Genomic DNA, 17711 nt, shown 5'->3' with positions numbered 1-17711 from the left:
AATTTTTGCCAGCGCCCGAGAATCTTCAGTGCGGCGCTGCACCTTAACAAGAGGAGGAGTTTCCTATGACCACCCTGACGCGTGCAGACTGGGAACAGCGTGCCCAGCAACTGAAGATCGAAGGCCGCGCCTTCATCAACGGCGAGTATACCGACGCCGTTTCCGGCCAGACCTTCGACTGCCTGAGCCCGGTGGACGGACGCTTCCTGGCCAAGGTTGCCAGCTGCGACGTGGCCGACGCCGATCGCGCTGTTGAAAACGCCCGTGCTACCTTCGAGTCTGGCGTCTGGTCGCGTCTGGCGCCAGCCAAGCGCAAGGCCAAACTGATCCGCTTCGCCGAGCTGCTGCGCAGCAATGTCGAAGAGCTGGCCCTGCTCGAGACCCTCGACATGGGCAAGCCGATCAGCGACTCCTCCAGCATCGACATCCCCGGCGCGGCGCAAGCCCTGCACTGGAATGCCGAAGCTATCGACAAAGTTTACGATGAAGTCGCGCCAACCCCGCATGACCAGCTTGGCCTGGTGACCCGCGAGCCGGTTGGTGTGGTCGGCGCCATCGTACCGTGGAACTTCCCTCTGCTGATGTCCTGCTGGAAGCTCGGCCCAGCGCTGGCGACCGGTAACTCGGTGGTGCTCAAACCGTCCGAGAAGTCGCCGCTGACGGCCATTCGCATTGCCCAGCTGGCAATTGAAGCGGGTATCCCGGCTGGTGTTCTCAACGTGCTGCCAGGCTACGGTCACACTGTAGGCAAGGCGCTGGCCCTGCACATGGACGTCGACACGCTGGTGTTCACTGGCTCGACCAAGATCGCCAAGCAGTTGATGATCTACGCCGGCGAGTCGAACATGAAGCGCATCTGGCTGGAAGCCGGCGGCAAGAGCCCGAATATCGTCTTCGCCGACGCACCGGACCTGCAAGCCGCTGCCGAAGCCGCTGCCAGCGCCATCGCCTTCAACCAGGGCGAGGTCTGCACTGCCGGTTCGCGTCTGCTGGTCGAGCGTTCGATCAAGGACAAGTTCCTGCCTATGGTCGTCGAAGCGCTCAAGGCCTGGACCCCCGGCAACCCGCTGGACCCGGCCACCACAGTCGGTGCGCTGGTCGACACCCAGCAGATGAACACCGTGCTGTCGTACATCGATGCCGGCCATCAGGACGGCGCCAAGCTGGTTGCCGGTGGCAAGCGCATCCTTGAAGAAACCGGTGGCACCTATGTGCAGCCGACCATCTTCGACGGCGTGACCAATGCCATGAAGATCGCCCAGGAAGAAATCTTTGGCCCGGTCCTGTCGGTGATCAGCTTCGACACCGCCGAAGAAGCCATCGCCATCGCCAACGACACGCCATACGGCCTGGCCGCAGGCATCTGGACCTCGGACATCTCGAAGGCGCACAAGACAGCTCGCGCCGTGCGTGCTGGCAGCGTGTGGGTCAACCAGTATGACGGCGGCGACATGACCGCGCCGTTTGGTGGCTTCAAGCAGTCGGGCAACGGCCGTGACAAGTCGCTGCACGCACTGGAGAAGTACACCGAGCTGAAGGCGACCTGGATCAAGCTGTAATCCTCTAGGTAGCGTCTGCGGGCAAGCCCGCTCCTGGCGGTTCGGCGTCAGTCTCACTGACTGCGCCGTGCCTTTGGGGGCGGGCTTTGCTGCTGTTGGGTGAAAGACAATTCTGCCTGGGAGGCAGTCATGCGTTGGGCAACCTACTTTGCCGTGCTGGCCTCAGTGCTCAGCGTCGGCCTCGCGCTGGGCGTGAGCATGCCGCTGGTGTCGCTGCGCCTGGAAACCTGGGGTTACGGGAGCTTCGCCATCGGCGTGATGGCGGCAATGCCGGCAGTGGGCGTGCTGATCGGCGCCAGCCTGGCCAGCCGCCTGGCTGGCTGGGTCGGCGTGCCGGCCGCCATGCGCTTTTGCCTGTGGGGCGGAGCGTTGTCGATCGCCCTGGTTGCGCTGCTGCCCAGCTACCCGTTGTGGCTGGCGCTGCGGTTGGTGATCGGTATGTCGCTGACGGTGGTGTTCATCCTTGGCGAGAGCTGGATCAACCAGTTGGTGGTCGAGCAGTGGCGCGGCCGGCTGGTGGCGCTGTATGGCAGCAGCTACGCCTTGAGCCAGCTGGCGGGGCCGCTGGTGCTGGGTATGCTTGGTTCGGATGATGACTTTGGCTTCTGGGCGGCCACCGGGTTGTTGATCCTTGCGCCGTTGCTGCTGTTTGGCCGTGGCGGTGCGCCGACCACCGAAGCGTGCAGCGTGACCTTCCGCGACCTGCTCGGATTCTGCCGCCGACTGCCGGTGATTGCCTGGGCGATTGCCTTGTTTGCGGCGTTCGAGGCGATGATCTTGACGCTGCTACCGGTGTATTGCCTGCAGCAGGGGTTCAGCACTGAGGTGGCGTTGTTCATGGTCAGTACAGTGGTGGTCGGTGATGCGGTGTTGCAGCTGCCAATTGGCCTGTTGGCCGACAAGATGTCGCGGCGCACCCTGTTCAGTGGTTGTGCGCTGACGTTGATGGTGTCCAGCCTGGCGATTCCGTTGTTGATGGAGACCGCGTTGATCTGGCCGCTATGGGTATTGTTCGGTGCCAGTGCCGGTGGCTTGTTCACCTTGTCGCTGATCCTGATCGGCGAGCGCTACCGCGATGATGAATTGGTGCGGGCAAACGCCCATGTGGCGCAGTTGTGGGGCATTGGTTGCCTGCTCGGGCCGCTGTTGGCCGGGGCGGGCAGCCAGTGGATCAGTGGGCATGCATTGCCGTTGATCATGGCCTTGGGGGCGGCGGGGTTGGTCCTGCTGACCCGCCGGCCTGGGGCGTTCGAGCCGGTGCCTGACTGAAGATGGCTGGGACCGCCGCGCAGCCCTTCGCGGGTGAACCCGCTCCCACAGGGTTTTGCAGCGCCCCCTAAACCTGTGGGAGCGGGTTCACCCGCGAAGGGCTGCGCAGCAGCCCCCCAGCGGTCTCGAATCAAAGCATCTTCTCCAACCCCACCGCCTTGCTCACCCAGGCATTGAACCGCCGCCACATGCCGCCAGGCTCCTTGCTCAGCACATGCCGCTGGCCGTTGTCCTCGGTCACCCAGACCATCTTGCCGTCCTCCAGCAGCGGCTGATAACTCAGCGCCGGCGCCATACCCTGCAAGGCCAGCTCGCGGGTATATTCGGCCAGCTCCGGGCTGTCTACCAGCACGCCGACTTCGGTGTTCCACAACACCGAGCGTGGGTCGAAGTTGAACGAACCGATAAAGGTCTTGTGCCGATCGAACACGATCGCCTTGCTGTGCAGGCTCGAATCCGAACCGCCATGGAAATTCAGGCCGCGCCCGGCACTCGGATCACCCGGCTGCCGGCGCAGCTCGAACAGCTGCACTCCGTGTTCGAGCAGGGCACGCCGATACGGCGCATAGCCGCCATGCACCGCAGGTACGTCAGTGGCTTCCAGCGAGTTGGTCAACAGCCGCACCGACACTCCAGCGTCAGCCCGGCTGGTCAGATACACCAGCCCCGATTCACCCGGGACGAAATACGCCGACACCAGAATCAGCTCTTGCTTGACGTTGTTCAGGTCCGGCGCCAACTGCCGCGTCAGCAGCAGATGCGGATCCGGTTCGTCCTGCGCCAGCACCTTGCTCGGTGCGTCCCACAGCGCCTGGCTGTGGGCCCAGATCAATTCGTTGCGCCAAGTGTCCAGGCGCGGCTGCGATTGATACGCCATCAGCCGGTCATACAACGCCTTGCGTTTGATCCGCGCCTCGGCCAGTGACACCTCGAGACGCCGGCGACTGGCGCGCAGGTCGTCGGCATCCGGCATGCTCCAGAGGAAATCGCCGATCGGCCGGCTGAGGGCGCTGTTCCAGTACTGGTCGAAACTGTGCCCAAGCTGCTCGGCTACCGGGCCGACGCCGAGCATGTCGATGTCGGTGAAGTTCAGGTTGGGCTCGGCGTCGAAGTACTCGTCGCCCAGGTTGCGCCCGCCGACAATGGCCATGCTGTTGTCGACCAGAAACAGCTTGTTGTGCATGCGTCGGTGCTGGCGCGACAGGTTGAACAGGCGGCCGACGCCGCGGGTGACACCGGTACTGCGGCCCAGGTGCAGCGGATTGAACACGCGCATGTGGATGTTGGGGTGGGCGGCGAGGGTGGCCATCAGCGTGTCGAGGCCGTCACTGGTGGTGTCGTCGAGCAGAATCCGTACGCGCACGCCACGGTCGGCGGCTTGCAGCAGTTCATGCACCAGCGCCCGGGTACTGAGGCCGTCATGGACGATGTAGTACTGCACGTCGATGCTGGCCTGGGCGTTGCGGATCAGCTCGGCACGGGCGCGGAAAGCCTCGTTGCTGTTGGGCAGCAGGCGAAAGCCCGAGCGACCTTCATAGGGCGCTGCCTGGCGCTGCACCGAGCGGCCAAAGGCCGAATCACTGGCCGGTAGCGCCTGGCTGACTTCACGAACCGGATTGACGCTGGCGCAGCCAGAAAGGCCGAGCAGCAGCGCCAGCATGAGAGGCAAAGCTCGCTGAAGTCTCAAGGATGAATCGTCCTGTGCGCAGAAGGCTGAGTGCTATGGACCATGCCAGGTGGGGCAAAGTTACGCCTCGCTGTGATCATCGACCAGCAGGCGCAAGGCGGTTTCGCCGACCTTGCGTACCGCCGCCTCGATCTCGGCGCTGGGCCGCGCCGCGTAGTTCATGCGCAGGCAGTGCCGGTACTTGCCGGAGGCGGAGAAGATACTGCCCACCGCGATCTGTACCCCTTGTTCGAGTAAAGCGCGGTTCAGCCGCAGCGTGTCGAAACTTTCCGGTAGCTCGACCCACAGCATGAAGCCGCCCTGTGGCCGGCTGACGCGGGTGCCTGGCGGGAAGTAGCGCGCCACCCAGTCGCTCATCAGATCGCGCCCGCGCTGATACTGGCTGCGCATCCGGCGTACATGCGGGTGGTAGTGGCCGCCTGCGATGAAGTCGGCGATGGCCAGCTGCGGTTGCACGCAGGTGCTGCCAGTGCCGATGTATTTCATGTGCAGCACCCGCTCCAGATAGCGCCCAGGCGCCACCCAGCCGATGCGCAGGCCCGGCGCCAGGGTCTTGGAGAATGAGCTGCAGAGCAGCACGCGGCCGTCTTCGTCGAACGACTTGACCGTTGGCGGGCGCGGGTAGTTATAGGCCAGATCGCCGTAGACGTCGTCTTCCAGAATCGCCACGTCGTAGCGCTGGGCCAGGGTCAGCAGGGCCTTCTTGCGCGCCTCGGGCATGATGTAGCCCAGCGGATTGTTGCAGCTGGGGGTGATCTGGATGAGCTTGATCGGCCACTGCTCCAGGGCCATTTCCAGCGCCTCCAGGCTGATCCCGGTGGTCGGGTCGGTGGGGATCTCCAGCGCCTTCATGCCCAGGCCTTTGAGCGTCTGCATGGCGCCGTGAAAGCTGGGCGAATCCACCGCAACGATGTCGCCCGGTTCGCACACCGCGCGGATGCTGGTCGACAGCGCTTCGTGGCAGCCGGTGGTCACCACCAGGTCGGCCGGGCTGACGTGGCAGCCGGAATCGAGCATCAGCCGCGCGATCTGTTCGCGCAGGGCGATGTTGCCGTGGATGTTGTCGTAATACAGACCGGGCATGTCCTGGCGCCGGCTGAGCCGGGCCAGGCTGCGCAGCAAGGGCTTGAGGCTTGGACTGTTGACGTCGGGCATGCCCCGGCCAAGCTGAACCACGTCCGGCCGAGGCGTGCCGCGCACCAGCTCCAGCACCTGCTCCCACTGTGAAATCTCCACCGGGCGTTGCGCTGGCCGGGTCACGGCGGGCAGGGCTGGCAGGCTGCGATGGTCGGTAACGAAGTACCCCGATTTTGGCCGCGGCGCGACCAGGCCGTTGTCCTCGAGCATGCGGTAGGCCTGCTGTACGGTGCTCAGGCTGACCCCGTGTTCAACACTCAACGCGCGCACCGACGGCAGCCGCTGGCCGGGCCGGTAGAGACCTTGTTCGATGCGCGCGCCGAGCATCTCAGCGAGGTTCAGATACAGCGTCACGGCAATACTCCTGCAGCGCTTGAGGTGACTTACCAGTACAGATCGGGCAAAAATACAGCATTCAGCGCCAGATCCGCCAATTCTGTATGGGAATAATAAAGGTTTTTTGCGTCTGTATTGGCTATGGCTCAGGCGCGCATGCTTTCTCCACGGTGGATCTGGAACAGGAGCAAGCAGCAATGGGTGTTTTCAGTGATGTGCGCGTGCAACCCGCAGTGGAACAGCTTGAGGCGCATCAGCCCCAGGTCGCCAGCGCTCAAGCAGGCTTTAGCGGTGCTGGCCTGATGCTGCACCGCTGGCGTACCCGGCGCGCCCTGCTCGAGCTCGATGATCAGCAACTGCGTGATATCGGCCTGAGCTGGGAGCAGGCGCGCCAAGAGGGCAGCAAGCCGTTCTGGAAGGCCTGAAGCGCGTGGCGCCTACACCAGCTCTTTGAGTCGATGCCAGAGCATGCCCAGCGCCAACAGCGGCGAGCGCAGGTGCCGGCCGCCGGGGAAGGTCATGTGCGGCACCTTGGCGAACAGGTCGAAGCGCCCGCTGTGCTGGCCGCTGATCGCCTCGCCGAGCAGGCGTGCGGCCAGGTGCGTGGCGTTCAGGCCGTGACCGGCGTAGGCCTGGGCGTAATACACGTTGGCCTGGCTGGCCAGTCGGCCTACCTGCGGCAGACGGTTGGCGCCGATGCCGATCATGCCGCCCCATTGATAATCGATGCGCACGTCCGCCAGCTGCGGGAACACCTTGAGCATCTTCGGCCGCATGTAGCCGGCGATATCCTGCGGGTCGCGCCCGGAGTAGTGGCAGGCGCCGCCGAACAGCAGCCGGTGATCGGCCGAAAGGCGATAGTAGTCGAGCGCCACGCGTTGGTCGCAGACCGCCATGTTCTGCGGCAGCAAGGCCCGCGCGCGTTTCTCGCCCAGCGGCTCGGTGGCAATCACGTAGCTGCCGGCGGGCAGTACCTTGCCGCCCAGTTCGCGGTTGAGGTCGTTGTGATAAGCGTTGCAGCACAGCACCAGCGTGCTGGCGCGGACCGTGCCGCTGGCAGTGTGCACCTGCACTTGCGGGCCATAGTCGATGCGCGTGACCTCGGAGTGTTCGTGCAGGCGCACGCCCAAGCCCGCAGCAACAGCCGCCTCGCCCAGTGCCAGGTTGAGCGGATGCAGGTGGCCCGAGCCCATGTCGATCAGGCCGCCGACATAGCGCTCGGAGTTGACCACTGTGCGGATGTCTTCTGCCGGTACCAGACGCAGCTCATGGCCATAACCGAGGCTGCGCAGCTCTTCGGCGTCGGCGGCAAAGCCCTGCAGCTCGCCGGGCTTGTTCGCCAGGTCGCAGTAGCCCCAGGTCAGGTCGCAGGCAATCGCATGGCGCTCGACCCGCTGGCGGACGATATCCACCGCTTCCAGGCCCATCAGCTTGAGGCTGTGTACACCCTGCTCGCCGAGCACCGGCAAAAACTGCTCAAGGCCATGGCCGACCCCGCGAATCAGCTGACCACCGTTGCGCCCGCTGGCGCCCCAGCCGATTTTGCGCGCTTCGAGCAAGATCACCGACAGGCCGCGCTCGGCCAGTTCGATGGCCGTGTTCAGGCCCGAATAGCCACCGCCGACGATGCACACGTCGGCGCTGTGCTGGCCTTGCAAAGCCGGGTGATCCGTCTGTGGCGCGCTGCTGGCGGCGTAATAGGAGGCGGCGTGCTGCGCGCTGTGGATCATCGGATCGGCCTTGGCGGAGAGTGGAAGGCGGCGAGCATAAGCCGGGGGTTTGGCTTGCGGCAACCGGCGAGGGCTGCGCCCTCGTTCGCGGGCAAGCCCGCTCCCACAGGTACAGCGCTAGAGTCAGACCTCGCCCGATCCCTGTGGGAGCGGGTTTACCCGCGAATGGGCCTATAATCCACTTCACCTTCCAGATCCCTGTCACGCCATGTCCTGCAACCGCCACAAGATCCACTTTCTGCGCGAACTGATCCCTTCTTTCGAATGCGAGCCCGGCTGCCACGACTGCTGCGGGCCGGTGACCACCTCGGCGGAAGAAATGGCCGCACTGCCGCGTAAATCCGCTGAAGAGCAGGCCGCCGCGCTGGAGCGGCTCGACTGCGTGCACCTCGGCGCGCAAGGTTGTACGGTGTACGCTGAGCGGCCAATGATCTGCCGTCTGTTCGGCACCACGCCGCGCCTGGCCTGCCCGCGCGGGCGCGGCCCGGCCGAGCCGATCGAGCCCGAGGCGGAGCAACTGGTGCACCAGTTCATTGCCAGCACCCGCCAGGTGCTGGTCTGAGCCTCAGTCCGGAATCGGCAGGCACAGGCTCTCTTTGACTTCTTCCATGACGATGTAGCTCTTCGACTCGCGCACGTGCGGCAGCTTCAGCAGGATGTCGCCGAGCAGCTTGCGGTACGAGGCCATCTCGGAAATCCGCGCCTTGACCAGATAATCGAAGTCGCCCGACACCAGATGGCACTCAAGCACATGCGGCAGCTTGAGTACGGCGCGGCGAAACTCCTCGAAAGTATCCCCTGACTTGTAGTCCAGGCTGATCTCGACAAACACCAGCAGGCTGCCCTTGAGGTGCTGCGGATTGAGCCGGGCGTTGTAGCCCATGATGATCCCCTCGCGCTCCAGGCGGCGCACGCGCTCGGTGCACGGGGTGGTGGAGAGGCCGACCTTTTCACCCAGCTCGGTGAACGAGATACGGCCGTCACTCTGCAGGATCCGCAGGATATTGCGGTCGATCTTGTCCAGTTCACGCTTGCTCTGATGCTGGGTTCTCATAGGGGATGCCCCTCCGTAAAAGCCGACATGGCCAAGAATTGTCGCCAAATATAGGCCTTTATATAGTGAAATGCACTGGCCGGTCCTTCATATACTGCGCCCATTCATGCCATATAAACAAAATGTCGCGGCGTGCCGCGTGCGAGGGATAGACGATGCGAGTTCTGGTGCTTGGTAGCGGTGTAATCGGTACCGCCAGTGCCTACTACCTGGCCCGGCAAGGTTTCGAGGTGACGGTGGTCGACCGCCAGCCAGCGGTGGCCATGGAAACCAGTTTTGCCAACGCCGGCCAGATCTCGCCGGGCTACGCCTCGCCCTGGGCCGCCCCGGGTGTGCCGCTCAAGGCCATCAAGTGGCTGCTGGAGCGCCACGCCCCGCTGGCGATCAAGCTCACTGGTGATGTAGACCAGTACCTGTGGATGGCGCAGATGCTGCGCAACTGCACCGCCAACCGCTATGCCGTGAATAAAGAGCGCATGGTGCGGCTGTCCGAATACAGCCGCGACTGCCTCGACGAGCTGCGCGCCGAGACCGGCCTGAGCTACGAAAACCGTGCGTTGGGCACCACTCAGCTGTTCCGCACCCAGGCGCAGCTCGATGCGGCGGCAAAAGACATCGCCGTACTCGAGCAGTCGGGTGTGCCGTACGAGCTGCTCGACCGCGATGGCATTGCCCGTGTCGAGCCGGCCCTTGCCGGGGTTACCGACATTCTCGCCGGTGCCCTGCGCCTGCCAAACGACCAGACCGGCGACTGTCAGCTGTTCACCAACAAGCTGGCCGAGATGGCCATCAAGCTCGGTGTCGAGTTCCGCTTCGGTCAGGACATCCAACGCCTGGACCATGCCGGTGATCGCATCAACGGCGTGTGGATCGACGGCAAGCTGGAAACCGCTGACCGCTACGTGCTGGCACTGGGCAGCTACTCGCCGCAGATGCTCAAGCCACTGGGTATTAAAGCGCCGGTGTATCCACTCAAGGGTTACTCGCTCACTGTGCCGATCACCGACCCTGGCATGGCGCCGACTTCGACCATTCTCGACGAGACCTACAAGGTCGCAATCACCCGTTTCGACAACCGCATCCGCGTCGGCGGCATGGCCGAGATCGCCGGTTTTGACCTGTCGCTGAACCCGCGCCGGCGCGAAACGCTGGAGATGATCGTCAACGACCTTTATCCTCGCGGCGGCGACCTGAGCCAGGCCAGCTTCTGGACCGGCCTGCGCCCGGCCACCCCGGACGGTACGCCGATCGTGGGTGCAACCAGTTTCCGCAATCTGTTCCTCAACACCGGTCACGGCACCCTGGGCTGGACCATGGCCTGTGGCTCCGGGCGTTTGCTGGCCGACCTGATCGCCAAGCGCAAGCCGCAGATCAGTGCTGAGGGCCTCGATATTTCCCGTTATGGCAACCACAAGGAGTTCGCCAAGCATGGCAATCCAGCGCCAGCTCACCAATGAGCGCATGAGTCAGATCGTCACCCACAACGGCACGGTGTACCTGGCAGGTCAGGTCGGTGATGACCTCAGCGCCGGCATCGAGCAGCAGACCCGCGAGACGCTGGCGACCATCGAGCAACTGCTTGATCAAGCCGGTACCGACAAGACCCGCTTGCTCTCGGTGACCATCTACATGAAAGACATCGACGCCGACTTCGCCGGCATGAACGCGGTCTGGGACCAGTGGCTGCCGGCCGGCGTCGCGCCAGCCCGGGCCACAGTTGAAGCCAAGCTGTGCGAGCCGGAAATCCTCGTCGAGCTGTCGGTGGTCGCTGCACTGCCGTAACCCGTTCCCTCACCCCGGCGCGGTGGCTACCTACTCCCCACCCACCGTGCCGGGGGCTTATTCAACAACCCGTACTGCCAGAAGGCTGCCGCCATGCGTCCCGCCCGCGCCCTGATCGACCTCCAGGCCCTGCGCCACAACTATCGTCTGGCCCGTGAACTGTCCGGTGCCAAAGCCCTCGCCGTGATCAAGGCCGATGCCTATGGGCATGGCGCGGTGCGCTGTGCGCTTGCCTTGGAAGCCGAGGCCGATGGCTTCGCTGTGGCCTGTATCGAAGAGGCGCTGGAGCTGCGCGCCGCTGGCATCAAAGGGCCGATTCTGTTGCTCGAAGGCTTCTTCGAAGCCAGCGAGCTGGCGCTGATCAGCGCCAATGATCTGTGGTGCGTGGTGCATTCGTTGTGGCAACTGGAAGCGATCGAACAGAGCGCTGTGGCCAAGCCGTTGAAGGTCTGGCTCAAGCTCGACAGCGGCATGCACCGAGTGGGTCTGCATCCAGAGGATTACCAGCAGGCCTATCAGCGCCTGCTGGCCAGCGGCAAGGTGGCGCGCATCGTCTTGATGAGCCACTTCGCCCGCGCCGACGAGCTTGATGTGCAGGCCACGGCGCAGCAGCTCGCGGCATTCGAAGAGGCGCGCCAAGGCCTCAGCGCCGAATGCAGCCTGCGCAACTCACCGGCCGTGCTTGGCTGGCCGCAGGTGCCGAGCGACTGGGTGCGCCCTGGCATCATGCTGTACGGAGCGACGCCGTTCGAGGTGCCCCAGGCCGAGGCGAGCCGACTGCAACCGGTCATGACTCTGCAATCGCGGGTCATCAGTGTGCGCGAACTTCCTGCGGGTCAACCGGTCGGTTATGGCGCCAGGTTCATCAGTCCACGGCCGACCCGGGTCGGCGTGGTTGCGATGGGTTATGCCGACGGTTACCCACGCCAGGCCCCAACTGGCACCCCGGTGCTGGTGGCCGGCAAGCGCAGCCAACTGATCGGCCGGGTGTCGATGGACATGCTCTGCATCGACCTGACCGATGTCCCCGAAGCGACCCTGGGCAGCCCGGTCGAGCTGTGGGGCAAGCAGGTGTTGGCCAGTGACGTGGCCGGGCATGCCGGGACCATTCCTTACCAGCTGTTCTGCAACCTGAAGCGGGTGCCACTGGAGTACATCGGCAAATAAAGCTGCGCTGCGGACGGGCAGGGGTGTGGAGTGTTGTAAATACTGAACGGCATTGCCATGATATCGTTCACATTCGACCCCACCCCCACCGTTTCAGGAGGCGCAAGCTTTGGACGTCGGCGAACGACTGCAAGCCATCCGCAAGCTCAAGGGCCTGTCCCAGCGGGAACTCGCCAAGCGCGCGGGGGTAACCAACAGCACCATCTCGATGATCGAGAAAAACAGCGTGAGCCCTTCGATCAGCTCGCTGCGCAAGGTGCTCAGTGGCATTCCGATGTCGATGGTCGAGTTCTTTTCGGTAGAAATGGAAGTCGAAAGCCAGGCCCAGATCGTCTACAAGGCCCATGAGCTGATCGACATCTCCGACGGTGCGGTGACCATGAAACTGGTCGGCAAGTCGCATCCCAATCGCGCCATTGCCTTCCTCAACGAGGTCTACCCGCCTGGCGCCGACACCGGTGACGAGATGCTCACCCACGATGGCGAAGAGACCGGCATCCTCCTCGAAGGCCGCCTGGAGCTGGTAGTCGGTAGCGAGACCTTTGTGCTCGAAGCTGGCGACAGTTATTACTTCGAGAGCACCCGCCCGCACCGTTTTCGCAACCCGTTTGCCGAGCCCGCACGCTTGATCAGTGCCGCGACACCGTCGAACTTTTGATCCAGCGCAGCGTATTGATTCGCCAATAGCCCTTTCACTTGTGTGGTCGTTTCGCGGCTGTGGTGTAGCCGCTATACTTTTCAACGCCCGCAATTCGTGGCTGCGGGCGTGATCAGCCACCATGAGGGTGAACGCGTGAACCAAATCAAGAAGATGCTGGCCATACCAGCTGCCGTTTTCGCCCTGTGGGCAGTCACCGCAAACGCGGCGACCAACGATGATATTGCCAAGCGCCTGGCGCCGGTCGGCCAGGTGTGTGTTCAGGGCCAGGAATGCAAGGGCATGGCCGTGGCGGCTGTGGCCAGCGGTGGCGCGGCCAAGTCGGCTGATGACGTGATCGCCAAGCACTGCAATGCCTGCCATGCCACCGGCCTGCTCAATGCGCCGAAGATCGGCGATACCGCTGCGTGGAAAGAGCGTGCCGATCATCAGGGTGGGCTTGATGGGATCCTCGCCAAGGCGATTACCGGGATCAACGCCATGCCGCCCAAGGGCACCTGCGCTGATTGTTCGGACGATGAGCTGAAGGCGGCGATTCAGAAGATGTCCGGGCTTTGACCTATCGATTGCTGGGGCTGCACAGCAGCCCCAGCAATCCCAAGCCAGGTGCAGCAAATCCCGCCCGCCCACGGTCCAACCTCCTGACCGCACGGACGTCACAGGAGGCACCGATGGCCCACAGCTGCAGCATCGACCAGGCCGTAGATCACGTTCTGGCCCATTTGCCCGCCCATATTCACATGGGCCTGCCGCTCGGCCTGGGCAAACCGAATGCCTTCGTCAACGCGCTCTATGCCCGCATCCGTGAGCTGCCCGAACGCCGCCTGACCATCTACACCGCGCTCAGCCTCGGCCGGCCGCCATTGGGCGATGGCCTGCAGAAACGCTTCCTCGAACCCTTCATCGAACGGGTCTTCGCCGACTACGAAGAGCTCGACTACCTGGCCGACCTGCGCGGCGACAAACTGCCCGCCAATATCCGCGTCGAGCAGTTCTTCATGCAGCCCGGCAGCCTGCTGCACAGCTGCATGGCCCAGCAGGACTACGTCAGCAGCAACTACAGCCACGCCGCCCGCGATATCAACGCCAAGGGCCTCAACCTGATCGCGCAACTGGTGGCCGAAACCCCGGAGCGCCCGGATCATCTGAGCCTGGCCTGCAACCCGGACATCACCCTCGACCTGCTGCCGATGGTCGCCAAGCGCCGCGCCGCCGGCGAGACCATTCTTCTGCTCGGCCAGGTGCACACCGAGCTGCCGTACATGCCCGGCGCTGCCGAACTGGGGCGCCAGGCCTTCGACCTGTTGATCGACGAGCCCGAGCAGCGCCGGCTGTTTTCCACCCCGAACATGCCGGTTGCGACTCAGGACCATTGTATCGGCCTGCACGCCAGCGCCCTGGTGCGTGACGGTGGCACGCTGCAGATCGGCATCGGCGCCATGGGCGATGCGGTAACTGCTGCGTTGTTGGCGCGCCAGGGCGACAACGAGGGTTACCGCGCCGTGCTGGACGAGCTGGATATCCAGCCGTGGCTGGCGCTGATCGAACGTGAAGGCGGCCTGGATGGCTTCGCCCAAGGCCTGTATGGCTGCAGCGAAATGTTCGTCAACGGCCTGCTGGCGCTGGCCGAAGCCGGCGTGGTGCGACGTCCGGCCGATGAACACGGGGTGCTGGTGCACGGTGGTTTCTTTCTCGGCCCACAGGCGTTCTACCAGCGTCTGCGCGAGATGCCGCTGGAGCAGCGCCAGCGCTACGCAATGACCGCCATCAGCTACATCAACGAGCTGTATGGCCAGGAAGAATTGAAACGCCGCCAGCGCCGCGATGCACGCTTCATCAACACCGTATTCGCCATGACCCTGCTCGGCGCCGGCGTCGCCGACCAGCTGGAAGACGGTCGCGTTCTGAGCGGGGTAGGCGGGCAGTACAATTTCGTCGCCCAGGGCCACGCGTTGCAAGGCGGCCGCTCGGTGCTGCTGCTGCGCAGCTGGCGTGAGGCCGGTGGCGAGGTGAGCTCCAACCTGTACTGGACCTATGGCCACTGCACCATCCCGCGGCACCTGCGCGATATCGTCGTCACCGAATACGGCATCGCCGACCTGCGCGGGCAGACCGACAGCGAAGTCATCGCCCGGCTGCTGGCGATCAGCGATTCACGTTTTCAGGGCGAGTTGCTCGAGCAGGCCAAGGCCGCCGGCAAACTGGCCAAGGACTTCGTGCTGGATCAGCGCTTTTGCGACAACACCCCGGAACGCCTCGAAGCGCTGCGTGAGCGGCATCCACGGTTGTTCCCGGAGTATCCGCTGGGCACGGACTTCACCGCCGAGGAGCGTGATTTGTTCAGGGCGCTGAACTGGCTCAAGAGCAAGTTCAAGCTGAGCGAGGTGCTCGAGCTGGGCAAGGCGGCGCTCGATGCACCGCCGCCCGAAGCCTATCCGGCGCAGCTGGCGCGGATGGGCCTGGAGCAGCCGCAGGGGCTGAAACAAGAGCTGTATCAGCGCCTGCTGCTGGCCGGGTTGCAGGCAACCCGGTGAGCGTCACTCAATGAAGGTGACCACGCCGCCTGCAAGCGACTTGACCCGCGCTAGCGACTCAACCCGGTAACCCTGGCTGTCGAGCTCGGCACGGCCGCCCTGGAATGACTTCTCGATGACGATGCCCAGCCCGGCAACGGTAGCGCCAGCCTGCTTGATGATCGAGATCAGCGCCTGCGAGGCCTTGCCGTTGGCGAGGAAGTCGTCGATGACCAGCACGCGGTCGCTGCTGTTGAGATGACGCGGCGAAATCGCCACGGTGTTCTCGGTCTGCTTGGTGAACGAATACACCGAGGCAGTCAGCAGGTTTTCGGTCAGGGTCAGCGACTGGTGCTTGCGGGCGAACAGCACCGGTACACCGAGTTTCAGGCCGGTCATGATCGCCGGAGCGATGCCCGAGGCTTCGATGGTAACGATCTTGGTCACGCCGGAGTCTGCGTACAGTCGGGCGAATTCGTCACCGATCAGCTGCATCAGCGCAGGATCGATCTGGTGGTTGAGAAACGCGTCGACTTTGAGAACCTGGTCGGAAAGCACGATGCCTTCTTCGCGAATCTTCTGCTGCAGTGCTTCCACTGTGGTATTCCTCGATGTAGCAAAAAGTGGCCACGGCTGGCTGCCGTGACAAAAGTGTAAAAGGGTTCAGCGCTTGAGCATTGCCCGTATATCGGCCAAGGCGTTGTTGCCGCGCGCGGCTTTGACTTCAACCGGCGCATCGTCCAGACCTTCCCAGCACAGATCATCCGGCGGTAGTTCGTCAAGGAAGCGGCTGGGCGTGCAATCGATGATTTCGCCGTACTGCTTGCGCTTGGCAGCGAAGGTGAAGGCCAGGGTCTGGCGTGCGCGGGTGATGCCCACGTAGGCCAGGCGCCGCTCTTCTTCGATGGTGTCGGCCTCGATGCTGGAGCGGTGCGGGAGGATTTCCTCTTCCATGCCCATGATGAACACGTAGGGGAATTCCAGGCCTTTGGAGGCGTGCAAGGTCATCATCTGCACGCCTTCGGCGTTTTCCTCTTCTTCCTGCTGGCGCTCGAGCATGTCGCGCAGGACCAGTTTGCCGATGGCGTCCTCGATGGTCATGTCACCCTCTTCGTCTTTCTCGAGGGTGTTTTTCAAGGCATCGATCAGGAACCAGACGTTGCTGATCCGGAAATCCGCCGCCTTGTCACTGGCGGTGTTCTGGCGGATCCAGTTTTCGTAGTCGATGTCGCGGACCATCTCGTGCAGCGCTGCGATCGGGTCATCCAGCGCAACCTTGTGGCGAACGCCGTCGAGCCAGTGCTTGAAGCGCTGCAAGCGCTCGGTGTAGCGCGCATCGAGGTGCTCGCAGAGGCCAATTTCGTCGCTGGCGGCGTACATCGACACGCCACGCTCGGTGGAATAGTTGCCGAGCTTTTCCAGGGTGGTCGAGCCGATTTCCCGGCGCGGCACGTTGATCACGCGCAGGTAGGCGTTGTCGTCATCCGGATTGACCAGCAGGCGCAGGTAGGCCATCAGGTCCTTGACCTCCTGGCGCCCGAAGAAGCTGTTGCCGCCCGACAGGCGATACGGCACCTGGTGGTGCTGCAGCTTCAATTCGATCAGCTTGGCCTGGTAGTTGCCGCGGTAGAGGATGGCAAAGTCGCTGTAGGGACGGTCGGTGCGCAGGTGTAAGGTGAGGATTTCCATGGCCACACGCTCGGCCTCGGTTTCCTCGTTCTTGCAGCGGATCACGCGGATTTCGTCACCGTGGCCCATCTCGCTCCACAGCTGCTTTTCGAAATCATGCGGGTTGTTGGCGATCAGCACGTTGGCGCAACGCAGGATGCGGCTGGTCGAGCGGTAGTTCTGCTCGAGCATGACCACCTTCAGCGACGGATAGTCCTCTTTCAACAGCATGAGGTTTTCCGGGCGGGCACCGCGCCAGGCGTAGATCGACTGGTCATCGTCGCCGACCACGGTGAACTGGTTGCGCATGCCGATCAGCATCTTCACCAGCAGGTACTGACTGGCGTTGGTGTCCTGGTATTCGTCGACCAGCAGGTAGCGCACCTTGTTCTGCCAGCGCTCAAGCACCTCGGGGTGCTCCTGGAACAGTTTGACCGGCAGCAGGATCAGGTCGTCGAAGTCCACCGCGTTGTACGCCTTGAGCGTGCGCTGATAGTGGGTGTAGACGATGGCGGCGGTCTGCTCGCGCGGATTGCGGGCTTTTTCCAACGCCTCGGCGGGCATGATCAGCTCGTTCTTCCAGGCACCGATCATGTTCTTGATCTCGTCGATGCCGTCGTCGCCGGAGTACTCCTTCTGCATGATGTCCGACAGCAAAGCCTTGATGTCGGCCTCGTCGAAGATCGAGAAGCCCGGCTTGTAGCCCAGGTGCTTGTGCTCCTTGCGGATGATGTTCAAGCCCAGGTTGTGGAAGGTGCAGACGGTCAGGCCGCGGCCCTCACCTGCGCGCAGCAGGGTGGCGACCCGCTCCTTCATCTCGCGCGCGGCCTTGTTGGTGAAGGTCATGGCGACGATGTACTGCGCACGGATGCCGCAGTTCTGGATCAGGTGGGCGATCTTGCGGGTGATCACGCTGGTCTTGCCGGAGCCAGCACCGGCGAGCACCAAAAGAGGGCCGCCGACATAGTCACAGGCTTCTTGTTGCCGGGGATTGAGTCGGGACATGCTAGAACCGGGGTCGCCAGAAAATAGCCGCGCATTCTAACAGGCAAGTCACGCTTGTGGCGCGACCGTCTGACGCCGGAGTCAGACTTTTGTGACGTCCGGTGCCCTACCTGGCGGGAGTGGATCATGGCCTTGCCGGCACAATC

At 63.6% G+C, this 17711-nt stretch carries 16 protein-coding genes; 10 read left to right on the top strand and 6 right to left on the bottom strand.

Features of this window, described 5'->3' with window-relative positions; all coding sequences use genetic code 11:
* The first annotated feature begins 65 nt into the window (after positions 1-65).
* Together ACIOAU_RS10265 and ACIOAU_RS10260 are read left to right on the top strand one after the other, a co-directional pair.
* Complete coding sequence (locus tag ACIOAU_RS10265; protein ID WP_101322896.1) at positions 66-1559, top strand: aldehyde dehydrogenase; 1494 nt, start codon at positions 66-68, stop codon at positions 1557-1559.
* Positions 1560-1688: 129 nt separating this feature from the next.
* Entirely contained in the window at positions 1689-2828 is a 1140-nt protein-coding gene (locus ACIOAU_RS10260) for an MFS transporter (RefSeq protein ID WP_101322897.1), read from the top strand.
* Positions 2829-2958: 130 nt separating this feature from the next.
* Here the strand turns inward: ACIOAU_RS10260 and ACIOAU_RS10255 are convergent, their stop codons facing one another.
* Both ACIOAU_RS10255 and ACIOAU_RS10250 read right to left on the bottom strand, forming a co-directional pair.
* Positions 2959-4515, bottom strand: a complete 1557-nt coding sequence (locus tag ACIOAU_RS10255) for a phospholipase D family protein (protein ID WP_103435563.1) — start codon at positions 4513-4515, stop codon at positions 2959-2961.
* A gap of 60 nt (positions 4516-4575) precedes the next feature.
* Complete coding sequence (locus ACIOAU_RS10250; RefSeq protein WP_401181723.1) at positions 4576-6006, bottom strand: PLP-dependent aminotransferase family protein; 1431 nt, start codon at positions 6004-6006, stop codon at positions 4576-4578.
* 179 nt (positions 6007-6185) lie between these two features.
* Between ACIOAU_RS10250 and ACIOAU_RS10245 the strand changes: the two genes are divergently transcribed.
* Complete coding sequence (locus tag ACIOAU_RS10245; protein WP_101322900.1) at positions 6186-6413, top strand: DUF1127 domain-containing protein; 228 nt, start codon at positions 6186-6188, stop codon at positions 6411-6413.
* A gap of 12 nt (positions 6414-6425) precedes the next feature.
* Here ACIOAU_RS10245 and ACIOAU_RS10240 read toward each other — a convergent pair whose 3' ends face one another.
* Positions 6426-7718 (bottom strand): FAD-binding oxidoreductase, encoded by a 1293-nt coding sequence (locus tag ACIOAU_RS10240; protein WP_150570449.1) that lies wholly within the window; start codon positions 7716-7718, stop codon positions 6426-6428.
* A 208-nt stretch (positions 7719-7926) separates the two neighbouring features.
* Here ACIOAU_RS10240 and ACIOAU_RS10235 point away from each other — a divergent pair, with 208 nt between their 5' ends.
* The gene (locus ACIOAU_RS10235) at positions 7927-8280 is read left to right on the top strand and encodes a YkgJ family cysteine cluster protein (RefSeq protein ID WP_101322903.1); all 354 of its coding nucleotides are present in this window, start codon (positions 7927-7929) and stop codon (positions 8278-8280) included.
* 3 nt (positions 8281-8283) lie between these two features.
* On the opposite strand, the gene dadR is transcribed toward ACIOAU_RS10235, so the two are convergent.
* Entirely contained in the window at positions 8284-8772 is a 489-nt protein-coding gene (gene dadR, locus ACIOAU_RS10230; protein ID WP_039581953.1) for a transcriptional regulator DadR, read from the bottom strand.
* Between the two features lie 155 nt (positions 8773-8927).
* Here dadR and dadA point away from each other — a divergent pair, with 155 nt between their 5' ends.
* From dadA to ACIOAU_RS10200, 6 genes are all read left to right on the top strand, one after another.
* On the top strand, positions 8928-10229 hold the full coding sequence (gene dadA / locus ACIOAU_RS10225; RefSeq protein ID WP_101322904.1) for a D-amino acid dehydrogenase: 1302 nt from the start codon (positions 8928-8930) through the stop codon (positions 10227-10229).
* Positions 10201-10554 (top strand): RidA family protein, encoded by a 354-nt coding sequence (locus tag ACIOAU_RS10220; RefSeq protein ID WP_101322905.1) that lies wholly within the window; start codon positions 10201-10203, stop codon positions 10552-10554. Before dadA ends, ACIOAU_RS10220 begins: the two co-directional genes overlap by 29 nt.
* Positions 10555-10647: 93 nt before the next feature.
* Entirely contained in the window at positions 10648-11721 is a 1074-nt protein-coding gene (gene alr / locus ACIOAU_RS10215) for an alanine racemase (protein WP_401181717.1), read from the top strand.
* A gap of 109 nt (positions 11722-11830) precedes the next feature.
* Positions 11831-12379: a cupin domain-containing protein gene (locus tag ACIOAU_RS10210; RefSeq protein ID WP_101322907.1), complete on the top strand. Its 549-nt coding sequence runs from the start codon at positions 11831-11833 to the stop codon at positions 12377-12379.
* Positions 12380-12514: 135 nt separating this feature from the next.
* Entirely contained in the window at positions 12515-12937 is a 423-nt protein-coding gene (locus tag ACIOAU_RS10205) for a cytochrome c5 family protein (protein WP_224785531.1), read from the top strand.
* Between the two features lie 113 nt (positions 12938-13050).
* On the top strand, positions 13051-14913 hold the full coding sequence (locus ACIOAU_RS10200) for an acetyl-CoA hydrolase/transferase C-terminal domain-containing protein (protein WP_150570447.1): 1863 nt from the start codon (positions 13051-13053) through the stop codon (positions 14911-14913).
* Between the two features lie 3 nt (positions 14914-14916).
* On the opposite strand, the gene xpt is transcribed toward ACIOAU_RS10200, so the two are convergent.
* On the bottom strand, positions 14917-15489 hold the full coding sequence (gene xpt, locus ACIOAU_RS10195) for a xanthine phosphoribosyltransferase (RefSeq protein WP_101322909.1): 573 nt from the start codon (positions 15487-15489) through the stop codon (positions 14917-14919).
* A gap of 66 nt (positions 15490-15555) precedes the next feature.
* Positions 15556-17565 carry a DNA helicase Rep gene (gene rep, locus ACIOAU_RS10190; RefSeq protein WP_401181713.1) on the bottom strand — a complete coding sequence of 670 codons (2010 nt, stop codon included), beginning with the start codon at positions 17563-17565 and terminating at the stop codon, positions 15556-15558.
* Positions 17566-17711 lie beyond the last annotated feature (146 nt).

This window comes from Pseudomonas sp. NPDC088322 (genome assembly GCF_044740745.1).
Taxonomy (GTDB): domain Bacteria; phylum Pseudomonadota; class Gammaproteobacteria; order Pseudomonadales; family Pseudomonadaceae; genus Aquipseudomonas; species Aquipseudomonas shirazensis.
The sequence above is the reverse complement of the archived record's forward strand: the minus strand, read 5'-3'. Positions and strand labels throughout refer to the sequence as shown.